Below are 21,777 nucleotides of genomic sequence, written 5' to 3'. Positions count from 1 at the left end.
CATGGCCAAGACACTTGATGAATACCTGGCCAAGCGTCCGGGGCGTCCGGAAGTTCAAGAACGCCACATGGAACGCATGCTGGCCGAGGTACGCGCCTACAAACTGCGTGAGCTTCGGGAGATGCAGGCGCTGACGCAGTCCGAAGTTGCCGCGACCTTGTCGATCAGCCAGAAGCGGGTCTCGGAGATCGAGCGTGGCGAGGTCGACTTCACCAAGGTGGACACGCTGCGCCGATACGCCGACGCGCTCGGCGGCACCCTCAAGGTCGAGGTCACCGTCGGCGAGGAGACCTTCCAAATCGCCTGAGCCTGGCCCCCGCGAACGGACACGCGAGTCACAACCGTGGAGGTGAAGACGCAGGGACGGAACGGCGAGACGTCTCGGTGCTATCGACAGCGTCGATGAACGCCCGCCGTTCCGTCACCCCGCGAGGCGAACGTGTCAATGGTGTGGGGCGTGGATCGAGTCGGTTCGCGACCGCCATCAGTAAAGGAGAGTCGGGCCGCACATCGAGTGGCACGTGCCGTGCCCGCGGCGCCTTGACTGCTCCTGGAGCAGTGAGGTCGATGCGGGGGATGGTGACGCGCATCAGGTAGCTGCGGTCCCGCGCACCGGCGACGATGACGTCGTGGAGTCGTCGGTCGATGTGGGTGAAGAGTGCGTCGAGGTGTCGTAGGGCTTGTATCTCGATAAGGCCGGTTGGTTGGAGTTTCTGGATGCGTGCTGCGGCGATGGCGCCTTCGGCCGCGGCGTGGCCGTGTCCGACCAGTCCGCGGAGGTTGCGGGTCTGGTCGACCAGCAGCGTGTAGGTGCGGGCGCGTTCGGCCCACCGGTCCGCGAACCCAGCGCCACGGGAGTCGTGTTGGGCGAGTGTGGCGGCGTGTCTGGAGACGATGCGTTGGGAGTCCAGGATCAGCCGGAGGCTGTACCCGTCGGGCTGATGCTGGAGATGGAACAGGAGGTTGTTCTGCGCTTGCAGTACTCCGGTCAGCCCGGGTAGGGCGGGGCCGTCGGCGAGTTGGACTGGGGGCCGCCAGCCCTTGTGGTCGATCCGGTAGTCAGGTGGCGTGTACCCGGCGTGCGCGGCGCACACGACCGCTGCCCTACCGAGGAGGTTGGCATCGGTGATGGGTTCCCAGCTGGGGATGGTGGTCGTGTAGTGGCGGTCGAGTCCGGTGAGTGCTCGGGTGATCTCGGCGGCGTCTTTGAGGACGGTCATCGCCTGTTCGTCACTCATCTGGTCGTAGCTGAGGCCGGCGGGGAAGTCGTGCTCGCCGAGGACGGCTGCTTTCGCGGCACGTCGCCACGTGTCGACGACGTGCTGGGGGTGCGGGGTGGCGAGCTGGTCGAGGTCCGGTAGCCCGGTGGTGTAGCCGGTTCGGGCTTGATCGAGTCGGTGGCGTAGTTCTTCGGCTGGTCCGCGGCTGCGGGGTGTGGTGCCGCCGAGGTCGACGATCGGGTTGGAGGCGCGGACGGCTTGCTGGCACCAGAGGGTCAGGCTGGTGCGAAACGCCGCGATCTGTTCGACGTCACCAGGGGTGAGGCCGTTGGTGTGGTGGTTGCGGGCCAGTTGCAGGAGGGTGGCGAGTTCACTGCGCATGGCCGCGGTGTTGTCGCCGTACATCAGGAATCACGGGGTTCGCTGGACGGGTTGTCGCGGTCACGGGCCACGTCGAGCATGTCCAGGAGCAGTTCGATCTGGAGCCGGTCGACACCGTGGTCGGCGAGTTCTTTGACGGCGCTGACGGCGATGGCGTGCAGGATGGCCCGGTCGTCGGTGAGCCCGTGGGTGTCGAGGGCGGGGACATCCTCGCCGTGGATCAGGTCGAGGTAGAGCAGGGCGTGCTCGTACTCGACCGAGCCGTCGAACGTGACGGCCTCGTCGGCGAGGGCTGCGATGTAGGAGCGGGCCTCAGCCAGAGTGACCGCGTGAGCGAGAAGCATCGATTCGTTCCCTTCGGTATGTACATCAGGTGCGCGCAACGCCACCGTCCGCCAACAGGAAGGCCAGGGGTGGTGCGGAACGGTCGTCCTGTGGACACCCGTGGGTTCTCCACAACCCGCTGCGGCGCCGCGGCGCCAGGACAGGGCGGTGGGGTTAGGAGGCTTTGCGTGCGACCTCGGCCTCGACCTGCCGTCGGGCGGTGACGTCGGCCATCACGACCTGCACGAAGTCGGCATCTCGATCGGTCACGGTCGCTTCCGCGGCAGGCAACGCAGCGGGTTCGCCGGGCCAGGACGTGTGGCGGGTGGGGCGGTCGCGGTCTAGTCGGGTGCCGCAGGCGGCGACCCAGTCCCGCAGCCGCAGGCGTGCTTCAGCGAAGTCACGGTGCCAGGCCAACGGTGCCGAGGGGGAAGCGTCGGGGCTGTAGGAGTTCAGCCAGTGCAGGTGCAGGGCGGACAGTTCCCACACGAGTTCGTCGTGACGGTGCCACATCGGCGGCAACTCGGTAGGGGACAGGCCGTAGGTGCCGCGGAGCCAGTTCACCCATGCGTTGAGGTCCAGCCACTCGGCTTCGGCCTCGTTCGCGGTAAGGGTATTCCAGTTGATCGGCCCCAACGGCTCAGACAACGACCCCGACTCGAACGCCTCCGACCAATCAGGACCCGTCGCATCTTGGTCGGCAGTGTTGTCGCGGGTGGGGAAGTTCTCCCAGGTCTCGAAGACAGGGTGCCGCTCAACGTCGAGCACCGACGCATCCCCACGGTCACGGTTCTTGGGTTCGTCGGTCATGGTCAGATCCCGACCGCGGTCGACGTCGGTTCGACCCGCCGTTGGGTGTCACGGCCGGTGGTCGGTCCGGTTTCACGTTCGGGGGTGGGGCGTTCGACGCTGTAGCGGGTGCGGGCACTGTCGTGACCGATCCGGCGGGCCACAAACTCCTCCCGCTGCACGGTCTCGCCGTCGCGGTCGAACTCGTACTCATGGACGTACCCGGAGGCAACGAACTGGTCACCGGTACGGAACCGGGCATATGCCCGTTCGGCGGCGGTCTTGAACATCACCAGGTCGCAGAACTGCGGCTCAAGCTTCGTGAAACTCCCATCAGCCTCTTTGCGCCACTGCTCGACACCGATCCGGGCGTAGAACCGGGCCACGTCGTTCTTGCTGTACGTCAACTCCGGCGGGGTAGCGATGAATCCGTGAAGGCTCATCTGGGTGGGGATGGTCATGACCTGGCTCCTGATCTTCGGGGAGTGCCGGATTGGCACTCCGCTTGTAGGAGACAGGTGTGCGTGACGGCTCGCGGACAGCCACTACGCGGAACACCATCGGGTAAGATGGGCGTCATGTCAGGTGCTTCTGCTGCGGCCGCTGCCGCTGTGACCGAGACGCTCCGCTAGCGGCGGAACGTCTCCTCACACTATCTAGTTCACGTTCCGTCGCTTGATCGTCGGTTCGGTGCGACATGTCTGGTCGCCCGGTCTTCATTCGAGCAACGGAGTTTTCTGTGTCTTTCAGCACCTCTTCATCGCGGCCTGCGCAAGTATCGGTCGCTCGGTCCTGGGCAGTCCTCGTGTGTCTGTCCATCCTGCAATTTCTCATCGCCGTCGACGTCACCGTGGTCAACGTGGCGCTGCCATCCATCGGCCACGATCTGGGCGTTGACGCACGCGGCCTGACATGGGTCGTCGTTGGTTACACCATCACAGGCGGTGGTCTGTTGATGCTTGGCGGACGTCTGGGGGACGTCTTCGGCCGCCGCCGCCTTCTCCTCATCGGCACCACCATCTTTGGAGCAGCCTCGCTGATGGCGGGCATCGCGGAAACCTTTCCGCTACTCGTCGGCGCAAGGCTGTTGCAGGGTGCAGGGGAAGCCCTCGCCTTGCCCGCTGCGATGGCGACCATCGTCCTGTTGTTTCCCGAAGGGCGGGCGCGCACCCGCGCCCTGAGCGTCTGGGCTGCGGTGGCGAGCTGCGGTCTTGTACTGGGGTTCGTGCTCTCGGGAATCATCACCGAATATCTCGGGTGGCGATGGATCTTCCTCATCGCCGTTCCGTTCGTCCTGTTCGTGCTGATCGCTTCTGTCGCCCTGCTACCTCCAGACCGATCGCAGGAGCGCGCACCGTTGGATATTCTCGGATCGATTCTGCTGACGAGCGCACCGCTGCTGTTCGCTTTCGGTGTGGTAGAGGCGGGGCACGGCAATGGGGATGTGCCATGGTCATCAATCGCTGCCCTAGTGGGAGCGGTAGCCGCCGCTGCACTGTTCGTCAAGGTGGAACGCCGAGCCGCAAACCCGTTGGTTCCGCTGACCTTCTTCCGCAACCGGACACGAGTGCGAGCAAATCTTGCGACTGCATTGTTGAGCGCGGCGCTCTCAACATCCTTCCTGCTGTTCACGTTCTATCTACAGGATGGACTCGGTCTCTCGCCACTGGAAACCGGATTGCTGCTCCTGCCGCTTGCGGTGGCACTCGTCGTCGCCGTGACCGTCGTGCCCCGCCTCTTGGGGCGCTGGGGAGCGCGTGCGTGCATCGTCGTGGGACTGAGTTCCGCAGGGGCAGGCATGATCGTGATCGCGGCAGCCGCGCAGCTCGAAGCCCCCGCGTGGTTACTAACCCCCGCGATGCTCTTCATCGCCGCAGGTATGGGTTTCGGCCTCGTTGGATTGCAGTACGCGGCCGTTACCGAAGTCACTGACGATGATGCCGGAGTCGCATCCGGCGTGCAGCGAGCCGCGGACCAGCTCGGTGGATCCGCAGGTGTCACGGTCTACGTGGGCCTGGGTTTCGCGTCGGCTCTGCAAGGTGTATCACCCTATGTGCGAAGTAGCGGCCTCGCGATCATTGGCCTATGCCTTGCGGCCGTCATTGTCCAGCGAATCGTAATCGTCAAGGAGGAACGACAGACGAGGACATGAGCGTGCCGTCGTAACCCGATCCCGAAGTGCCCGATGAGGTGTTCCGTGGCGTCGCCCGGTGTCTCGTCGGTCAGCCGCGACCATTCACCGCCCTCTAGACCCGGTGGCGTATGACTGATCTTGGTTTCGTTAGACGCCCCTAGCGACGCCGGAGCAACTTCTCGACCGCCGTGCGGTTCTGCTGGATCACCGCGCCCTCTGGCCGTGCGGTCCACGGGCGCAGAGATGTCACTACAGGTGGCGCGCTGCGCAGTAAGACCAGTGCTGTGCCGAAGGGCAGGGTGCGGATCGTTTCTGGTGGCATCACGGGCACTCGGCGGATGGAGCGTTGGAGCGACCGTGAGCCGTAGTCTCCGACGGAAACGGTGTCTGTTTGCTCATCGCGTTCGCCGATGAGCGCGGACAGATCTTGAAGGTCGCGTGCTGCTGACGTTCCGCCGAGGATGACCTTGACGATGCTGGCGTCCCAGATGGCTCCGGCTGCGTGGTCTCCCCATTTGTCGCGTGCTTGAGCGAGGGATTGGAGGACGGGCAGGGTGGTGATGCCCGTGCCTCCACCCTCAGCCATGAGCACCGGTAGGGAGGGGAGTGGGGAGAGGTTTCCGATCTCGTCGAGTGCGAGTAGCAGGGGCGGGTCGAGTCTGGCGCCTGGTGAGTCGGCGGCGAGTCGGCGGGCGGTTTCCACGAGGTCCTCGATGAACGCTGCGACGAGTGACCAGGATGCTCCTGCGCCGGCTCCGGTGGCGAGCAGGTAGAGGGTGCCGTTGTTGGTGAGGAACTCGGCCGGGTCGAACTCTTCACGAGGGCAGGGGCTGACGGATTCGAGGACGCGCGGGTCGGCCAGGCAGGACAGCGCGAGGGAGACGCCCATCCAGATGGAGTCGCGGGTGCGGGCGTCGGCGTGGATCATCGAGTCCAGCGATTCACCCCAACCGGCCGCAGCCTGGGGGTGGGAGGAGAGGATCGCGACCGCGTCGTTGGCTGCCGACGGTGAGAGGGTCCATGCGAACAGTTCGGCGGGGCTGCGGTGGTCGAGTGCTGCGGCGTGCAGTAGCGCTTGGAGCGCGGTGCGGGTCTTGCCTTCCCAGAACCCGCCGGACTCGACTCCACCAGCCGACAGGCCGGTGGCTGATGCGAGGCCGGTGGCTCGGATCATCGCGGTCAGCGGGTCTTCGCATCCCCGTACGGGTGACCACCGCAAACCAGAGGGGAATCCTTCGGCGAGCCGTTGCGGATCGAACACCGCGACCGGGCCCCGTTTTTGGCGTGCGGTGATGGTGGCGGCGATGTTGTCGGGCCGGGTTGAGGTGGTGACGACCGCGCCGGGTGCGTCGAGGATGGCGTTGATGACGACGTGGAGCCCTTTGCCTGATCGTGGGGGCCCGAGGAGCAGGATCGAGTCCTCCACCGACGCCCAGACCTCCATGCCACGGGAACGTCCGAGGAGGTAGCCGACGTCGGTGGGGGCGGCGTTGGTGAGGCTGGGTCGCAGGGTGGCCGAGCGGGCCAGGAGTGCTTTCTTGGACGCCACGGCGGCCACCTCGGCGCGGGTTGCGACACCGGCCAGCCGCCGCGGGTCGTGCCGGGTGCTGTGCCGCATCGAATCCACTGTGCGCCAGATCAGAAACCCAGCCACCCCGAGCGCCAGGACGAGTACGGCGACGATCGGCCAGTAGACCCACGGCGAGATGGCAGCGCCGAATACTCGGCTGGGGTCGCCCGGGTTGCTGAGCACGCGGATTCCGGCAGCCCAATCGGCGGTCGGTTGACTGGTTCGGCTCACCCAGGCGGTGAGGGTTGCGGCGCCCCGCAGCAGGCCGGCGAACGCGGCGAGGATCCCGATGCCGATGAGGGCGAGGTTGACGAGGGTGTCGTCCATCGGGCGCCCGCCGGTGTTCACGAGGCTTCCCGTTCCGATGCCTCGGTGGCGTCCGATCGGGTTGGGGCCAGGCCGGTTTGTTCTCCGAGGAGGACGACATCTTCGTTTGTCCGGTCGAGCAGGGCGACGGGCAGGTGCAGGTCGAGGGTGCCGTCGGCGGTGGCGGTGGTGCGGTGCACCACGATCGCCATGACGACCGTCTCGCTGGGGCCGAAGCCTTCGCCGGTCACCGTTCCCGCGCTCACTCTCACAGTCGGCTGCGCGCCTGCTCGGCCATGCGTTTCACGGATAGATGGCGGTGGTACAGGGGCGGGTGTGGCTGCTGGTTGTGGTGTGTGGAAGTCGGTGAACACGGTGCCGTCGGGTTCGTGGATCTCGACCCGCAGTGCGGATTCGCGTTCGGTGGCGATGCGGTCCAGCAGTGGACGCAGGTCGCCCCGGGTCAGGCCGCTGGTGTCGTCGGTGGGTGGTTCGTCGTCGATGCTGACGCTCAATGTCCCGGTGTCGTCGACGGTGACCTGGACCTGCGGCAGGACGACGGGGATCCGCGGCCGGGATGTGGAGCGGCGGTAGGCGGTGGCTGGGTTCAGCAGGCTCATAACCCGACCGCCTGCCGTTCAACGACCGCCTGTTGCCGCCGCTCCGGATTGGTCCGGGCGGGGGCGGTGCGTTCGATTCCGGGAGGATCACCATCGCCGACCTGCGCAGTGTCCAGTTGGTCCAGGACGCGAACAGCGGTGCTCCGCACTCGCTCGGCGGTGGCTTGGACGACATCTACGGGGTCAGTCCCGGGGACTGTGCTCGCCCAACTCGTCACGTAGGGGATGGTGTAGGCGCTGGTGTCCAGGCCGTGGGCTGCGCCGACCATCAGCGCTACGGATTCGGCTTCGACTTCGGCGATGCCGCGATGCAGGGCTGCGTCCCGCGTCGTCGCCTTGTCGCTCGTGTGGGTGTCGGGGGAGTGGAGCATGACGTGGCCGAGTTCGTGCGCGAGTGTCTTGACCTGGGCTGCCTCATCCATGTTGGTTCTGACGCTGACTTCACGGCTGGTGAAGTCGGTGAGGCCGTTTGCGCCACCGATCGCCGCCGCGTCAGGGACTTGTTTGAGGGTGAACCCCCGCGCTTCGACTTGCGCGGCGAGCCCGTCCCAGAGCCCGAGAGGTGCTTGGCCGGCCAACAGGGTCGGGGCGGGTGGTTCCGGGATCGGGTCACCGTCAGTCTGAGTCACGTCCCACACATAGGCGGGCCGCAGGCCGACCAGCTTGGTGCGGGTCGTCTCACCAAGCTGAGCCCGTTCACCGCGCCCGAGACGCCGCCACGAGTCGGCGTTCTCGGGGGTGCGGGACGCGAACCGCGCGGTGACCGGTGCCAGGATCCCGTACCCGGACTGTCCCTTCCTCACTTGTCGGCCCAGGGTCTGCCACTGCTTGAAGCCGGCGACGTAGGTCGGAGTGGCGGATGGGACCCGGCCGGCTTGGAATGCTTCGTAGTGCTGCAGGTAGATCAGCATCGTGTTGTTGAACGACCGGCTGCGGAATCTCGCGGAGAACTCGAGTGCCCGACGCCAGTCGTCGCCGCTGACCAGGGTGCTGACCGCGTCGGTCAACTTGGCGTGCAGCGCGTCGAGTTTCGCTTCTCGTGCTTGCTGCGCTGCTCGTGTCTGCTGCCGCATCCGGTTCACCTTCCCGATGTCGTGTCGTCCATCAGGTGCGCGGAGGATTCCGCCGGGTGGATGCCGGTCATCCGGCTCGTGGTGTCGAACAACTCCAACTCAGCGGGATGGAGCTGGTGTTGCACGACGAAGGAGCGGTGCTTGATCCGCCACAGGCCCTGGCCGGTGCCCAGCGTGGGCAGGAGCGTCTGCTCGGTTCCGGTGAGTCCGAGTGCGGTCGCGGTGCTACCCAGTTGGTCGGACTCTTGGCGGTACACGATCCGGGTTTCCGCATTGGCGAGCAGTGAGTTCGCGAGTGCCCGCATGGCTGATCCGGAGTCGCCGACGTTGTCGAGATCGGAGAGTTTGTGGAAGACAAGCATGTTCGCGATCCCGTAGTGGCGGGCAAGTCGCCAGTGGGCGTCCATGCGGCGCAGCAGCGCGGGGTGGGACATGAGCCGCCAGGCCTCGTCGTACACGACCCAGCGTTGTCCACCGTTGGGATCCAGCAGCGCGGACTCCATCCACGCCGACGCGCAGGTCATCAACACCGACACCAGGGTCGCGTTCTCCGTCACCCGCGACAGGTCGAGCGAGATCATCGGCAACGTCGGGTCGAACTGCACCGTTGAGGGGCCGTCGAACAGGCCAGCGAGGTCACCAGCCACCAGTCGCCGCAGCGCGTGCCCGGGGAGCCGGCCGTCTTCGGCGAGCCGACCGTCGGCATCCACCGTCGGATCAGGTTCCAAGAGCCGGTCGACCACCAGCGGCAGCACCGGCACCTCAGCGGTACGGACCACCTCGCCCAGTGCGACATCGATCGCGGTGTGTTCCAAGGGTGAGAGTCGACGATCGAGCACCGTCTCAGCGAGCGCGCCAAGAAGGTCGCGGCGTCGTGCACTGACTTGCGCGGCCCACTGGACGTCGTCGAGTCCGCTGGGCCGGTGACCCTCGTCGAGGGGGTTCAACCGCGCCGACATCCCATGACCCAACGCGATGGCTTTGCCGCCGACTGCCTCAGCCACAGCGGTGTGTTCACCCTTCGGGTCGCCGGGAATGTAGACGCGTCGACCGAACGGGATGGACCGCGTGTAGAGGCTTTTCGCCAGCGACGACTTGCCCGAGCCCACGATCCCGGCCAGCACCACGTTCGGGGCGGTGATCATGCCGCGCGCATACAGCACCCACGGGTCGAACACGAACGAACTGCCCGAGTACAGGTCTTGGCCGACGAAGACTCCATCGCTACCGAGTCCACCTTCGGCGAGGAACGGATAGGCACCCGCGAGGGTGGCAGAGGTGTCTTGATGACGAGGGAGCCGCAACCGTCCAGGTGTCCGCAACGCCGCGGCACCAGGTTCCCCCGCTTTGGGCAGCAGCACGGTTGCTTTGCGTTCCGCGGCGAGCGCATCGGCCTTGGCCCTAGCGGTCGCCTTCTGCTCAGCGCGGTCGCGGGCGAGCAGGTCGCGGGCTGCCACCTTTCGTGCCTTGCGGTCTCGGCGTCGTTCACGGTTCGGGGAAACCAGAACCGAAGTGTGCAGACGAGACGTATCGCGGCCGGTCACAACGACACCCCGCCCGAGGTACGTCCGGTCGACCGGCTGACGGCTGGGGGCTGGTAGGTGAGGGTCGCTTCGGCCTCGTGGGCGGCATCGACGACCTTCTGAACGCTCTTGAGCATCTCTCCTGCACGGTGCAGATCCCACGACACCCGGTACGCGGCACCGGCTTGCTGCGGATCAACGACCACCTCGGTGCGGCTGCCTACGCCGTGGTTGTCGTGGGTAGCCGCGAGTTGGTGCAGTGACTGGCTCAACGAGGCGACCGCTTGAGACAGCGAGGCCAGGATTCCGTAGATCTGGGAGGGGTCGTCGATCCGGCGTGTGGCGTGCGTGAGACCGCGCAGCGCCTGCTCGGCCTCAGCTGCATCAACGGTGGGGTTGGTGAAGGTCGGCACGTTTCCTCCCGAATGGTCATGACGCCTGGGTTGATAACCAGGTGCGCCGCAACGGTCAGAGTTGGCGACACAAAGGCAACGCGGCTGCGGTGAACGCTTGGGCTTGCTGCCCCCACAGGCGCCGGGTTTCGCAGGAGGCTTGGATGGCGGCCTGCTCGATGTCAGCGACGGCGCGTTCGAGTTCGTCAGGGTCGCTGGCGCTGACGGCGATCAGCCCGGTGACCCGCAGGACGCCGTGGCCGGCAGTGAGGTCGGCTTCTTGCTGGAGGACGTCTTGGTATTCAGCGCTGTGTTGGGCGTCCTCGACTTGCCCGATGCGTTGCCGTTGCGCCGCGTCGGAGACGTACTCGGTCTTCTTCTTGCGGATGTCGCGGGCGGCCTGGTCGGTACGCAGGGGCGTGTACAGCAGGCTGAACGTCCGTCGGATACCCGACGACAGCAGAACGGGCGCGAGGAAGCCGGGGAAGACCAGCGACCGTGGCCATTCACTGATCCACAGCACGCAATGGTGCGCGGAGTCAGAGCGCAGCATCGCCCAGTTTTCGGTGACGGCCACGGGTCCGGCGGTGGCCAGGTCGCGCCCGATGTCGCCTTGGCGTTCCAGCGCTGCGCCGATGTCGGGGTCGTAGGCGCCGCGCAGGATGACTGCGAGTTCTCCAGGTTCCAACCAGTCCGATGGTGCGAGGTCGGCTGAGCGGAGTGCGGCCACGATGGTCGACATCTCCTGTCGCAGCACGGCTGCGGCGCCCCGGTTGCCGCCGCCGGCGGCCCGGATCGCTCGACTGGCGGACTTGAGGTCGAGCGAGACCGAGATGGTCGATGCGTGTCGTTCCCCGGCGGGTCCGGCACGGTCGATGAGTTCGCCGTACGTGGTGGCGGTGAAACTGCCGTCACTGGTTCCGTGCTGCTGCCACCATTCGGCAAGCCCTTTGCCGGAGTCCGGCAGGGTCCGTTCCATGACCTGCAAGGAGGCGATCCGACCCGACCGGCACGCGGTCGCGAGAACGCGACCCCAACCGGTGACCCGCCGTTCCTGTTCGAGCGGGTCGAGCAGGATGAACGCTGGATGCGAGACCGCGACGATCGCCGTCAGTGTCGACTTATGGGGGTCGTGCACCATCACGGCACCGGATTCAGGGTCCAACCATTGCCGCAGCCTGGCGGCATCCCCGGGCAGCGCGAGTGTCCCGACCGGCCGAGGCGCCACGATGCGGCGCCGGTAGGCCAATTGTCCTCCCGTCGAGCGCCACACCCAGATGCCGACGATCGGAACCCACTGGATCAGCTTGCGACCACCCACACCCACCCAGGCCAGCGCCGCACAGCACACGATGACCGGGACAGCGACGATCAAACTGGCCCCACCGCCGACGTAAAGGCAGAACACGAGCATGGCTGCACCGATACCGACCACCACCAGTTGGGAGACAGTGAGCCCGAACAGCACACCCCGGCGTGCGAGCCGTGAGAACTTCACCGGCTGCAGGTCGTAGGTGCTCGACGTTGAGGTCTGCGGCGCACTCATCGTCCGCCTCCAGATTCGCCGTCCCGTCGCGACGCCGCCGGGGGAGTCGGATCAACGTTGTGCGCAGGAACCGCTCCTGCGGCACCTGTTGGGGCGCTGGCTTGCTCAGCATGACCCGAAGCCTGGGTGGCGACGAAGTTGCCCATCCTCGGGCCAGCCGTCGCGGCTTCCTTCGCTGCCACGGCACCGGCGGCCACCACACCTCCAGCAGCAGCGGCACCACCACCAGACGCTGCCCCACCTGACCCGCTCGCGGCGGACGCCGGAGCGGGTCCGCGGGTGGTGCCTCCCGGTCCACCACTGTTGCCGCCGAGGATCTTGGGAACAGTGCCACCGCCAGCACCACCGCCACGCATCGGCATGGGCCGGTTCATCGACGCCTTGGTCTCCTGCTCAGCCGACATCGCGTGGTACATGTCGAAGCCCATGAAGCTGATCGCCTTGTAGGTCATGTACGGCGCGAAGCCGGCCATCAGCATCAACACGACACCGGCGATCGGTTCACTGACGGACTTCAAGTCGGCATCGATCGGTGCCGAGATCTGGGCGGTGGCGAGTAGGAAGATCACCACAAGTACGAGCTTGGACAAGATCAACGCGATCACGAACGTCGCCCACTTACCGATCCATCCGCGGGTCTGATCCCACGAGGCTCCTGACAGGGCGATGGGAGCGAACACGATCGCCACGAGCAGCAGGGCTTTACGGACCAGCAGGCTGATCCACACGATCACTGCGGCACCGATGGCCAGCCCGGCGAGGAAGATCGTCAAGATCGCCGCCGCACCCGGCGCTTTGAGGCTGAGGCTGCCGATCCCCACCGCCAATAGGGCGATCCGATCACCCATCTCGTCCATGTTCGTGCCCGCTGCCTGGACGATCCCGACGGTGAGCTGATCGGTGATCTCCAACGCAAGCGCCAACAAGGTGATCGCGACGAAAGAGCCGAGGATCGATTTGGCCAGACCAGTCAGCGCTCGGGTGAGCGCGGCAGGTTCTCTTCGGATCATTCCCCCGATGACCTGGAGCAGGAAGAACCCGAGCATCACGAACACCGCGATCCCGAACAGGATGTTGTAGACCTTCATGTACTCGTCGCTGGTGACGTCGACTGAGGTGGTGGAGTCCATGACCGACCACACGGACTCGAACATCCACTCCGCCGCGTTGCCCATGCCCTCGGCGAGCCAGTTGAACGGCGCGGTCACCAAACTCGCGGCCGCATCGCCGGCCTTGTCGCACACGGTGGAGACCACCGGCAGATCACACACACCCATCGCTCTTGCTCCCGTCGCCCGAATCTGTCGTCTCAGACGGCCTGGCCGACGTTCCAGAAGAAGTTCACCAACGTCACCGACGCGCCGGTCACAATGGCGGCCCCAAGGGCGATCACGACGCCGAACTTCCCGCGCCCGGCCAGATGCGGGTTGGACGAGTTCGCGCCCATCGCCCACACGATGGCCGAAATGATCAGTGCGAGGACCGCCAGAACCAGACCGACCGTCATCGACGCGCCGACGATCTTGCGGAGCTGTCCGATGCCGGGCAGCCCGTTGGAGTTCGGGTCGATGGTGATGTCCATCGGCAGAACCTGAACAAGAGCGGGAAGCAGGTCAAGGTGAAGCACGATTCCTCCTGAAGTCGACAGGTGTTCCTGAACCACAGGTGCGCAGGTCACAGCGCAGCACCGACATCGAGGAGCCAGTTCGCCCACGCGAGCGCTCCGCCCGTCAGAGCCGCGCCAGCAAGGGACACGAACACGCCAGCCTTCGCTTTGGAGGCGGACTGCCAACTTCCGTTGGACGACGAGATCGCCCACACCGCGGCCGAGATGATCAGCATCAGACACGCAAACACCAGCCCGTACGTCAGTAGCGCACCAACGACCTGGCGGATATCACCAGAACCACCTACAGCCCCGAAGTCAGGACTGGTCGGCCGCTGTGTGAACTCGTAAACCGTCATGCCAGGAAGGTGCTCTGGAAGCGTCTGCTCCCTGTGTCGCTGCCGGAGATGACGTGGCCGAACGATCAGCTCCGAGTGGAGTCGCTATCGAGGGTGGAACTGGGAATCGTGGCGACGCGAGCGGCTGCCTGCGACGATGGACGATATGGATCCGATCTGTGCAGAGTGCAGTTACGACTATCGAACGCTGTCGCCCTGCGTTGCACCAACGGAGCTGCGGCGCGAAGTTGCACAGTTCTCGCAGATGCTTCGGGAGAGGCACCCGACGAGCACCGTGCCTGAGGGGTCCTGGTCAGCCATGGAGTATGCCGGGCACGTCCGCGATGTGCTCCTGGTGGCTCGGGAGAGAACTCTCAATGCGCGGCGTGAGAATGGGACCAGGGTCGTCACGATGGGCCCGAATGAGCGGGTCGCTTGGGGTGAGTACGACGACCTTGAGCCCGCGGAGGCTGCCGACGAGATCAAGTTGGCGGCCAATTGGCTCGCCCGCACGTGGGAACAGATCCCGAACGACGAGTGGGATCGAACTCTGCTCTACAACTACCCGGAGCCGATGCTCCGGCCGCTGTCCTGGCTCGCAGCGCACATCGTCCACGAGGTCGTTCATCACCGGCTCGACCTTGAACGGCTGACTGTCAGCATCTGAACGTCCGTTGGCGGCGGCGAAGGTGTCGACCCGTTCCTGAGCGCAGCGGCCAAGTCGACCTGTGGTGCTTGCACCTCACGCGACGTGAGGTTGCATGCTGGATGGCATGAGGAGCGCGATCAGGCGATGAGAGATCGGTGGACCGTGGGTGAGGTCGCCGCGACGAGTGGACTGACCGTGCGGACCTTGCACCACTGGGACGAGATCGGGATCTTGTCGCCCCAGAACCGTGGTGCTGGCGGCCGCCGCGAGTACACCGAGAGTGATCTCGGCCGTCTGTATGTCGTGCTCACGCTACGCCAATTGGGGCTGAGCCTGGAGTCCATCCGGGCTTGCCTCGATGCTGGGCTGGATCCACGTCGGGTGCTGACTGACCAACTTGATCACCTCGACCACGCGATAGCTGATCTGAGCCGGCTGCGGGAACGGGTGGCCACGATCGTGGAGGCAGGTGGTGAGCTGACCGGGAAAGTCGATCCCGCCGGGATGCTCACGCTGATGCGCGGCGCGCGGGCAGGCGCTGGCGAGGTTCTTGACCGGCACGTGAGCAAGGACCACCGCGCGCAGCTCGCCTCGGGCGCTGCAACTGTGGGGCCGGCTCTGGCTTACGTGCTGGAGATTGAGTGGCCTGAGCTGTACCGCCGTGTCGAGGAGCTCCGCGTGGCCGGAGCGCGTCCTGACGATCCGCAGGTGCAGAAGAGCGTCGCCAGGATGGACCAACTCTCTACCTGGCTGAACGCTGGTGGCGAAGAGGCAGGCGCGGCGGTGCGCAGTGCGTGGCGCGACGATCCGGCAAGCATGTCCGGAGAACCTGAGCAGGTCGCCGCCCCGTGGAGATACCTCGCCCAATTCGTCGACGAGGCCCGAGCACTCCTACGAGGAGAATGCTGATGAATCTACTCAAGGGTTTGGGTTTCGTTCTGCCGCTGTGCTTGGCGACAGTCGTACTGGTGATTCTGGCCGGCCTCGGCGTGATTGACTGGGTCGTGCCGATCAGTGTGGCGATCGCATTGGCGGTGCTGGCCGTGTTCGTCGGCTGGTGGACCCGTGGACATGACGACTCAACGACGCACTCAACCTCGGACGAACGACCCGTTTAGTTTACCGGCGACGTCGGATGATCGAATCGACGGAGTAGCACTACCAGGGCGCTCGGCTCCCCCGCCGAAATATGGAGTACGTGCGACAAGTCTGCGTTCATGAGGCAGCGCCCAGCGAGCTAGTGGTTCAGCAGTGGCTGTATTGTTCAGCATGTGCTGACTGTTGCTACGCGTTTGGACGTGATGAACCGGTTGGGTCGGGCGATGGCGGACCCGACCCGTTCTCGCCTTCTTATGGCTCTGCTGGAGCGGCCCGCCTATCCCGCTGAGTTGGCGCGCGAGCTCGGTCTGACCCGGTCGAACGTGTCGAATCATCTGGCGTGCCTGCGGGACTGCGGCATCGTGGTGGCTGAACCGGAGGGTCGGCAGACGCGGTATGTCATTGCCGATCCGCATCTGGCTCGGGCCCTTACTGCGTTGGTTGAGGTCACTCTCGCGGTCGATGAGAGTGCACCTTGTATCGACCCGACCTGCTCCCTACCCGAGTGCGGAAACGGAGAGGCAAGCGCGTGATCCTGTCCTCCGCGCTGCAGGCGATTGGCCTGTTCATCGCTACGAACATCGACGACATCATCGTGCTCTCGCTGTTCTTCGCCCGAGGAGCCGGCCGCAGTGGGACCACGGCCCGGATCCTGGTCGGTCAGTACCTGGGGTTCGCTGGCATCTTGGCCGCAGCAGTGCTCGTGTCGTTGGGCGCAGGAGCTTTCTTGCCCGAGGAAGCCATTCCCTACTTCGGCCTGATCCCCTTGCTGCTGGGCCTGTGGGCAGCGTGGCAAGTCTGGCGATCCGGCGACGATGACGACGACGCGAAGATCGCCGGCAAGCCGGTGGCTGCTTGGACGGTGGCTGCCGTGACGTTCGCCAACGGTGGGGACAACATCGGGGTCTACGTGCCGGTCTTCCTCAGCGTGGGCGTCGCTGCCACGGTTGCGTTCTGCATTGTCTTCCTCGTCCTTGTGGCAGCTCTGGTCATGCTGGCCAAGTTCGTTGCGACTCGACCCGGGATCGACGAGGTCCTCGAACGCTGGGAGCATGTGCTGTTCCCCCTCGTCTTGGTCGGACTCGGCATCGTCATCCTTTACACCGGCGGAGCGTTCGGTCTCTGACAGAACGACAACGAGTCGAGTCGCCGGCCTCTGGCGCTGCTGCTGTGTAGCGTGCCAGCGGCGTGTTGGACATGCCTCAGTCGTTGTGACGCGGCCTGGTGGAGTTCTTCCGGACTGCGGCGTAGGTGGTCCAGTTGCCGCCGGCGTGCTCGGTCCACTTCGTGGCGGCGCCGGCGCTGATTCCGATGAGGCTGGCGAACACGGCGGGTGGGACGCTCGAGGCGAGGTGGAGCATGGCGGTGTTGCGGCTGGCGCGGGTGGTGATGCCGAGCCGATTGAGTCGCCCCATCAGGGACGTGGGGTGTTGGTGTTGGCCGGCGTTCTTGCCGGGGAACAGCCAGCGGGGGTCGGCCAGGGTCCGGGCGGCGCCGAAGGGCTTGGCGATCGGGAGCGCGGTCACGAGCGCGTCCAGCGGGGGGATGAGGAGCAACGGCTCGGTGCCGAGTCGGAGGTAGGTGCCGTCCTCGGCTGTGTTGATGTCGTGGACCGTGAGCGCCACGATCTTGGCGAGTGGTTGTGCGTAGAGCAGTACGAGGCAGGCAGCGACGCGGTCCTCGACGCTGGCGGAGTGTTCGTCGTGGAGCATCCGTCGGACCAGGGCCCAGTGTTCGTCGGGGTTGGCGTGGGTTCGTGGCCCGGCCTTTGGGACTGGACCAGGCAGGGCCACGTCACCGACGTGGCCGTTGTCGCGTAGCCATCGGACGAAGCGGATTCCTTTGTCGGGCTGCTTGGTGAGCCAGGCGTCGATGTCGGCTTGAGTGCAGTCGCCGATGATGCGGTTGCGGTCGGCGAGGTGAGCGATGAAGCGTTGTGCGGCTCGGATCTCCTGGCGGCAGCGGTCGGCTGCGCCGTGGCCGAGCTGTCCATGACGGTCAACTTGGACTCTGGCGATCACGTGCCAGCGGGCGTATCGGCTCAGATTCTGGCGGTCCTGGGCGTAAGACACCTCGGCGATGACTCGGGCAGCGAAGCGGTGCAGCCTGGCGAGGTTCTCGTCGCGTGCAGGCAGGGCGCCTGTTGCAACGAGGACAGCGCGGAGGTAGTTGACCGAGAACCGGTTGCCTTCGGCGTCGAGCAGCTCGTGGGTGAGATCGGTGTGCTCGCGGGCCAGTTTGGCGAGGAGGCTGAGGCTTCCGATGCGATTCCAGTTGCTCAGGATCGATCGAGGTCGGGGGCCGGCGACGAGTACGTCGCGCACGTCTTTGAGCCCATCGGGAATGCTGCGATCAGCCGCGGCGAGGAGTTGGTCGATGCGTTCGGTGGCTTGGCAGGCGAAGCACCAGGGTTGTCCCTCCTTGGTGGTGCGGCGGCCGAGAGCGTGCTGCCCGCAGACCGAGCAGTCGATCATCGGCGCCTGGTAGCAAGTGGGGCAGACGTCGGTGCTGGTGCCGGTCGCTTTCAGTGCGACCCGGCGGGCGCGCCCGCAGATGCCACATTCGCGTTTGGGGTGCCGGTAGCAACGGATGCACACGTCCTTGCCAGTGGCGGTGCGTCCACCGGCGCGGGCGTTGAGCGGGCCGACGGCACCGCACTCGTGGCAGACGTCGGTGCTGGTGCGGCTCTTGGCGTAACAGGTGCTGCAGACGGCGCTGCCGTCGGCAGCGCGTGCGTTGACACGCCGATCCTGCCCACAGACGGAGCAAGGCTCGGTCGGCGACCGTCTGCTTTGGCAGCCCCGGCAGTAGTCGAGGCTGTCTGCCGTCGAACGTTTCAGGAGGCGCAGCTGTCCGCAGCCTGCGCAGGCTTCCGGTTGCCGGGCGTGGTCGTGGCATCGGGGGCAGAGGGGGCTGCCGTCGCTGGTGCGTACCTTGATGCGCTGGTTTTCTCGACCGCAGCCCGAGCAGGTCGCGACGCGGAGCCGGCTGTAGCAGGTGGTGCAGATCCGCTGGCCGTCGTCGTGGGTGTGGAACAGGGGCCGTGGCCGGCGGCAGAGCGCGCAGCTGGGAGCGGCCAGGCCGGCGATACCGGCGTCGATGGCGGCGTAGAGGAACTCGCCGACGAGCTTCGGCATAGACGACCCGCCGGAGGTCAGGACGGCCGGGTGATTGGCGAGGTGGCCGAGCAGCAGGGTGTGTGCGTGGGCGGCGGGTGCGACCTGGGCCAGCAGATCCTCGACTTGGTCAGGAGTGACCGTCTGGTCAAGCTCGACGATCAGCCTGGCGACGGTAGCGAGTTGTGCGCTCCGGTTGGCGGCGAGTTTCTCGGCCGCGCGACGTTTCTCGTGACATCGGCAGAGCAGTACCCCAGGCGCTCGGCCACTGCGTGCCCGGCCGCAGTCGGAGCAAGGCTGCGCTTCCGGGCGTGGCACAGGCCCACCGCTCAGTCGTTGTCGGTGGGCGTGATGGTAGCTCGGCGCGGCCTGGTCTTGCTTGTCGTGTCGCGAGTGGTCGGCTGCGCGGCAGTGGCGGTCTTCCGTCCACGCCTCGACGTCGCAACGACGTAGGGCTCAATGAGGTCGTTGGGCGTGCACCCGAAGATGTCGCACAGCGCTGCCAGCAGGCGCATGTTGAGCCGCTCGGGTTCGCCGGTGACGATCCGGTAGACCTGCGTCGAGGTCATCACCACGCTGCGATCGGCCAGAAGGGGCACCAGATCGGTGGTGTTGTGGAGGCCGTGGTCGCTCATCACCTTGCGCAGGTGCCAGCGGTAGGCCACGGTTTTCGTCGTCGGGTTCGTCATCGCGGGGTACCTCCTTGATCGGTCGGACTGGTCGGTGGCGCGAATGCTTCGTCGAGGGCGTGTCGCAGCACGCGGTTGCGGTAATCACCGGAGACGCCGGTGTAGAGCGCGGTGGTCGAGCCCCAACGGTGGCCGGCCTGTTGTTGGACGAAGAGCGGGTCGAAGCCGTCCTCGATCAAATGGGTCACGTAGGAGTGCCGCAGACAGTGCGGGTGCAGCACCGGGTCCAGGCCGAGGTCGTCGCGCCAGTCGGCGAACCGGTCATCGATGTGGGCCAGCCGGATACGTCCCTGGCGTTCGGTCGGCCACAGCACCGCCGAGTCCGCCAATTCGAACCGTGGCAGGACATCGGTGACGTACTCCTCCAGGACAGGTCGGGTCCACTCGAACACCGTCAGCACCGCTCGCCGGCGAGGCTGGGAGCCGCGGCTGGCCTTGCCCCAGCGGACGTTGCAGACGCCGTAGCGGCCGAACTCGAGCGCCTTGGGGTTGCGGGTGAAGTCGTGGACGTCGAGCATCGCGGCTTCGCGTCGACGCAGCCCGTAGGCGTAGATGACCTTGAACAACGTCGCGTCCCGGAACAGCGTCAACCAGCCCTTGCGCTTGGACGACCGGGCGAAGTCGACATGATCATCGGCCAGGTCGAACAATGCCTGCACTTCGGCGCGGGTCAGCGGTCGCACCGCCGGGCGTGCTTCGTGGTCGGCGACGTGCACGGCGGTGTTCCACTCGTGACAGACCTGGACGGGATGGGTGCCGAACATCGCCATGCACTGATCGACCCAGCCGTAGCGCAAGTCGGTCACGTAGGAGCAGAACAGCGCTACCGCGTTCTGGTAGCCGCGAATCGTGGACACCGTCAGCGGGCGCGGACCTGACAACAGCTCGGAGGTCCATTCCTCGACGTCGCTCGCGGTCCACTCCCACGGCGGGGTGGAGCAGAAGCCGGCGAACCGGCGGACCTGCGACTCGCGAGTCCGGGTCGTCGTACGAGACAGCAACCGCGACGACTGCTGCGCCGCCCAGCCAGCCAGCATGTCGTCGAAGAGATGATCGGCCGGCCGCAGGACCGACACATTCCCCGGGCGCAACGCCACCACCGAGCCGGGAACGCCGACGCCGTCAAGGACCATGCCAACAACGTTACATCAGATGTACGATTCCTGCATCTAATGTACGTCAGCCCGCAAACCTGCAGGTAAACGGGGTGCGGGCACCCGGAGGACGCATTGTCGATTCACGCTTAACGCCAGATTGGCGCTTACATCTACCGCATGAATCGTGCGTTAGATGTAACTTCCGACATTACCCGACGACCGTGAAATGCAGGTGGTCGAAGTGCCCTCCTGTCACGTTCGTGGGGTCGTACATGCCGCCGCCGTCGTAGGCGCGCCAGCCTTCAGCGGACCGTGCCACGGACCAGATCTTGCCTTGCCAGATGAGGTACTGGACGCCGAGTTTCGTGGCGTTGGCTTTCATCCAGTTGGTGACCGTCCAGCCCAGGTCGAGGGCGGGTCCGCTGGCTCTGGTGCCGATCGAGTTCCCGAATGTCCCGTCGCAGGCACGGCCCAGGGAGTGTTCGGAGGGTTGGCCGGGGCGAGGGGAGTAGCAGGACCAGGCCGTGTTCGGGAACTGCTGACGCACTTGTGCGAGCACGAATGCGGTGCGTTCGGTGATCTGACCGTCCGTGGTGGGGTCGTCGACCATGCCGTTGGGGTTGGTTCCGTCGTAGGAGGCGGCATCTTCTTTGGGACCGCAACCACCGCCGGAGCTGCTCGATGTGCCTTGGGAGAGATCGACCGCACCTTGGGCAGCAAGCCAGGGCGCGGGATCCACGGGCGGCCCGCTGGCGGTGCCGGTTCGTAGTTCGAAGTGCAGGTGCGGTCCGGTGCTGTACCCGGTGGAGCCGACCGAAGCGATCTGTTGCCCGGCGGTCACACGGTCGCCGGCTTTGACCAGGATGCTCGCTGCTGTCATGTGGGCGTATCCGGTCGCCACCGACTGTCCGGCGACGGTGTGCTCGATCAGGATCAAGTTCCCGTACCCGGCCGCAGGCCCAGCCGAGGCGACCCGACCATCGGCGGCCGCCAGAATCGGTGTCCCACTCGGTGCGGCGAAGTCGGCGCCACTGTGCAGTTTGTAGACGCCGGTGATGGGGTGTCGTCGCATCCCGAACGGGCTCGACTTGACCCAGGTGCCTTTGGGGAGCGGGAAGACGACCCGCGACGACTCGCCAACCGGCGCTGCAACGGTTTGCGCGTTGGAGAAGAAGTTCGCCGACGTCGAGGGCAGGCACGATGCTTCGGCCGACGGGTTGAGGAGCACCGTCATCGACAGCAACACCGCGGCCGGTCCGAGGAACGCCATGATGAGCCCACCGATGACGGCTTTCGACATCACGCT

Annotated in this window: 24 protein-coding genes; 7 read left to right on the top strand and 17 right to left on the bottom strand. The window is 66.0% G+C overall.

Annotation, left to right across the window (positions count from 1 at the left end):
- Position 1 precedes the first annotated feature (1 nt).
- The gene (locus DNK54_RS19280) at positions 2-307 is read left to right on the top strand and encodes an XRE family transcriptional regulator (RefSeq protein WP_110208633.1); all 306 of its coding nucleotides are present in this window, start codon (positions 2-4) and stop codon (positions 305-307) included.
- A gap of 28 nt (positions 308-335) precedes the next feature.
- Here DNK54_RS19280 and DNK54_RS19275 read toward each other — a convergent pair whose 3' ends face one another.
- The 4 genes from DNK54_RS19275 to DNK54_RS19260 all read right to left on the bottom strand — a co-directional run bounded on the left by DNK54_RS19275 (position 336) and on the right by DNK54_RS19260 (position 3,175).
- A complete protein-coding gene (locus DNK54_RS19275) occupies positions 336-1,601 on the bottom strand; it encodes a hypothetical protein (protein WP_162602562.1) in 1,266 nt (421 codons plus the stop codon).
- Positions 1,602-1,624: 23 nt separating this feature from the next.
- Entirely contained in the window at positions 1,625-1,945 is a 321-nt protein-coding gene (locus DNK54_RS19270; RefSeq protein WP_110208631.1) for a hypothetical protein, read from the bottom strand.
- A 154-nt stretch (positions 1,946-2,099) separates the two neighbouring features.
- On the bottom strand, positions 2,100-2,735 hold the full coding sequence (locus tag DNK54_RS19265; protein WP_204164706.1) for a hypothetical protein: 636 nt from the start codon (positions 2,733-2,735) through the stop codon (positions 2,100-2,102).
- Between the two features lie 2 nt (positions 2,736-2,737).
- A complete protein-coding gene (locus DNK54_RS19260; protein WP_110208630.1) occupies positions 2,738-3,175 on the bottom strand; it encodes a single-stranded DNA-binding protein in 438 nt (145 codons plus the stop codon).
- A gap of 278 nt (positions 3,176-3,453) precedes the next feature.
- Between DNK54_RS19260 and DNK54_RS19255 the strand changes: the two genes are divergently transcribed.
- A complete protein-coding gene (locus tag DNK54_RS19255) occupies positions 3,454-4,866 on the top strand; it encodes an MFS transporter (protein WP_204164705.1) in 1,413 nt (470 codons plus the stop codon).
- A gap of 139 nt (positions 4,867-5,005) precedes the next feature.
- Here DNK54_RS19255 and DNK54_RS19250 read toward each other — a convergent pair whose 3' ends face one another.
- From DNK54_RS19250 to DNK54_RS19210, 9 genes are all read right to left on the bottom strand, one after another.
- Positions 5,006-6,745, bottom strand: coding sequence for a TraM recognition domain-containing protein (locus tag DNK54_RS19250; RefSeq protein WP_110208662.1), 1,740 nt, complete (start codon positions 6,743-6,745; stop codon positions 5,006-5,008).
- 17 nt (positions 6,746-6,762) lie between these two features.
- Entirely contained in the window at positions 6,763-7,344 is a 582-nt protein-coding gene (locus DNK54_RS19245; protein WP_110208629.1) for a hypothetical protein, read from the bottom strand.
- Positions 7,341-8,417: an ArdC-like ssDNA-binding domain-containing protein gene (locus DNK54_RS19240; RefSeq protein WP_110208628.1), complete on the bottom strand. Its 1,077-nt coding sequence runs from the start codon at positions 8,415-8,417 to the stop codon at positions 7,341-7,343. Before DNK54_RS19240 ends, DNK54_RS19245 begins: the two co-directional genes overlap by 4 nt.
- A 5-nt stretch (positions 8,418-8,422) precedes the next feature.
- A complete protein-coding gene (locus DNK54_RS19235; RefSeq protein ID WP_476739119.1) occupies positions 8,423-9,874 on the bottom strand; it encodes an ATP-binding protein in 1,452 nt (483 codons plus the stop codon).
- 83 nt (positions 9,875-9,957) lie between these two features.
- The gene (locus DNK54_RS19230; RefSeq protein ID WP_110208626.1) at positions 9,958-10,353 is read right to left on the bottom strand and encodes a hypothetical protein; all 396 of its coding nucleotides are present in this window, start codon (positions 10,351-10,353) and stop codon (positions 9,958-9,960) included.
- A gap of 55 nt (positions 10,354-10,408) precedes the next feature.
- Positions 10,409-11,878: a PrgI family protein gene (locus tag DNK54_RS19225; protein ID WP_110208625.1), complete on the bottom strand. Its 1,470-nt coding sequence runs from the start codon at positions 11,876-11,878 to the stop codon at positions 10,409-10,411.
- The gene (locus tag DNK54_RS19220) at positions 11,875-13,008 is read right to left on the bottom strand and encodes a type IV secretion system protein (protein WP_162602561.1); all 1,134 of its coding nucleotides are present in this window, start codon (positions 13,006-13,008) and stop codon (positions 11,875-11,877) included. The genes DNK54_RS19225 and DNK54_RS19220 overlap by 4 nt, the downstream gene beginning before the upstream one ends.
- 179 nt (positions 13,009-13,187) lie before the next feature.
- Positions 13,188-13,460, bottom strand: coding sequence for a DUF6112 family protein (locus DNK54_RS19215; protein WP_110208623.1), 273 nt, complete (start codon positions 13,458-13,460; stop codon positions 13,188-13,190).
- A gap of 92 nt (positions 13,461-13,552) precedes the next feature.
- Positions 13,553-13,843 carry a DUF6112 family protein gene (locus DNK54_RS19210; protein WP_110208622.1) on the bottom strand — a complete coding sequence of 97 codons (291 nt, stop codon included), beginning with the start codon at positions 13,841-13,843 and terminating at the stop codon, positions 13,553-13,555.
- A 136-nt stretch (positions 13,844-13,979) separates the two neighbouring features.
- Here DNK54_RS19210 and DNK54_RS19205 point away from each other — a divergent pair, with 136 nt between their 5' ends.
- From DNK54_RS19205 to DNK54_RS19185, 5 genes are all read left to right on the top strand, one after another.
- Entirely contained in the window at positions 13,980-14,489 is a 510-nt protein-coding gene (locus DNK54_RS19205) for a DinB family protein (protein ID WP_110208621.1), read from the top strand.
- Positions 14,490-14,633: 144 nt separating this feature from the next.
- Positions 14,634-15,380, top strand: a complete 747-nt coding sequence (locus DNK54_RS19200) for a MerR family transcriptional regulator (protein WP_204164704.1) — start codon at positions 14,634-14,636, stop codon at positions 15,378-15,380.
- Positions 15,380-15,589 carry a hypothetical protein gene (locus DNK54_RS19195; protein ID WP_110208619.1) on the top strand — a complete coding sequence of 70 codons (210 nt, stop codon included), beginning with the start codon at positions 15,380-15,382 and terminating at the stop codon, positions 15,587-15,589. Before DNK54_RS19200 ends, DNK54_RS19195 begins: the two co-directional genes overlap by 1 nt.
- A 153-nt stretch (positions 15,590-15,742) precedes the next feature.
- A complete protein-coding gene (cmtR, locus tag DNK54_RS19190) occupies positions 15,743-16,102 on the top strand; it encodes a Cd(II)/Pb(II)-sensing metalloregulatory transcriptional regulator CmtR (protein ID WP_110208618.1) in 360 nt (119 codons plus the stop codon).
- On the top strand, positions 16,099-16,695 hold the full coding sequence (locus DNK54_RS19185; RefSeq protein WP_110208617.1) for a cadmium resistance transporter: 597 nt from the start codon (positions 16,099-16,101) through the stop codon (positions 16,693-16,695). The genes cmtR and DNK54_RS19185 overlap by 4 nt, the downstream gene beginning before the upstream one ends.
- Positions 16,696-16,771: 76 nt before the next feature.
- On the opposite strand, the gene DNK54_RS19180 is transcribed toward DNK54_RS19185, so the two are convergent.
- The 4 genes from DNK54_RS19180 to DNK54_RS19165 form a co-directional block, all read right to left on the bottom strand.
- The gene (locus tag DNK54_RS19180; RefSeq protein ID WP_239460194.1) at positions 16,772-18,706 is read right to left on the bottom strand and encodes a hypothetical protein; all 1,935 of its coding nucleotides are present in this window, start codon (positions 18,704-18,706) and stop codon (positions 16,772-16,774) included.
- 308 nt (positions 18,707-19,014) lie between these two features.
- On the bottom strand, positions 19,015-19,374 hold the full coding sequence (locus DNK54_RS19175) for a helix-turn-helix domain-containing protein (RefSeq protein ID WP_110208616.1): 360 nt from the start codon (positions 19,372-19,374) through the stop codon (positions 19,015-19,017).
- A complete protein-coding gene (locus tag DNK54_RS19170) occupies positions 19,371-20,507 on the bottom strand; it encodes a tyrosine-type recombinase/integrase (RefSeq protein WP_110208615.1) in 1,137 nt (378 codons plus the stop codon). Before DNK54_RS19170 ends, DNK54_RS19175 begins: the two co-directional genes overlap by 4 nt.
- 172 nt (positions 20,508-20,679) lie before the next feature.
- Positions 20,680-21,771, bottom strand: a complete 1,092-nt coding sequence (locus DNK54_RS19165) for a M23 family metallopeptidase (protein WP_110208660.1) — start codon at positions 21,769-21,771, stop codon at positions 20,680-20,682.
- Positions 21,772-21,777: the final 6 nt, after the last annotated feature.

This window comes from Nocardioides daejeonensis (assembly GCF_003194585.1).
Lineage (GTDB): Bacteria > Actinomycetota > Actinomycetes > Propionibacteriales > Nocardioidaceae > Nocardioides > Nocardioides daejeonensis.
This window is presented reverse-complemented; position numbering and strand designations above follow the sequence as displayed.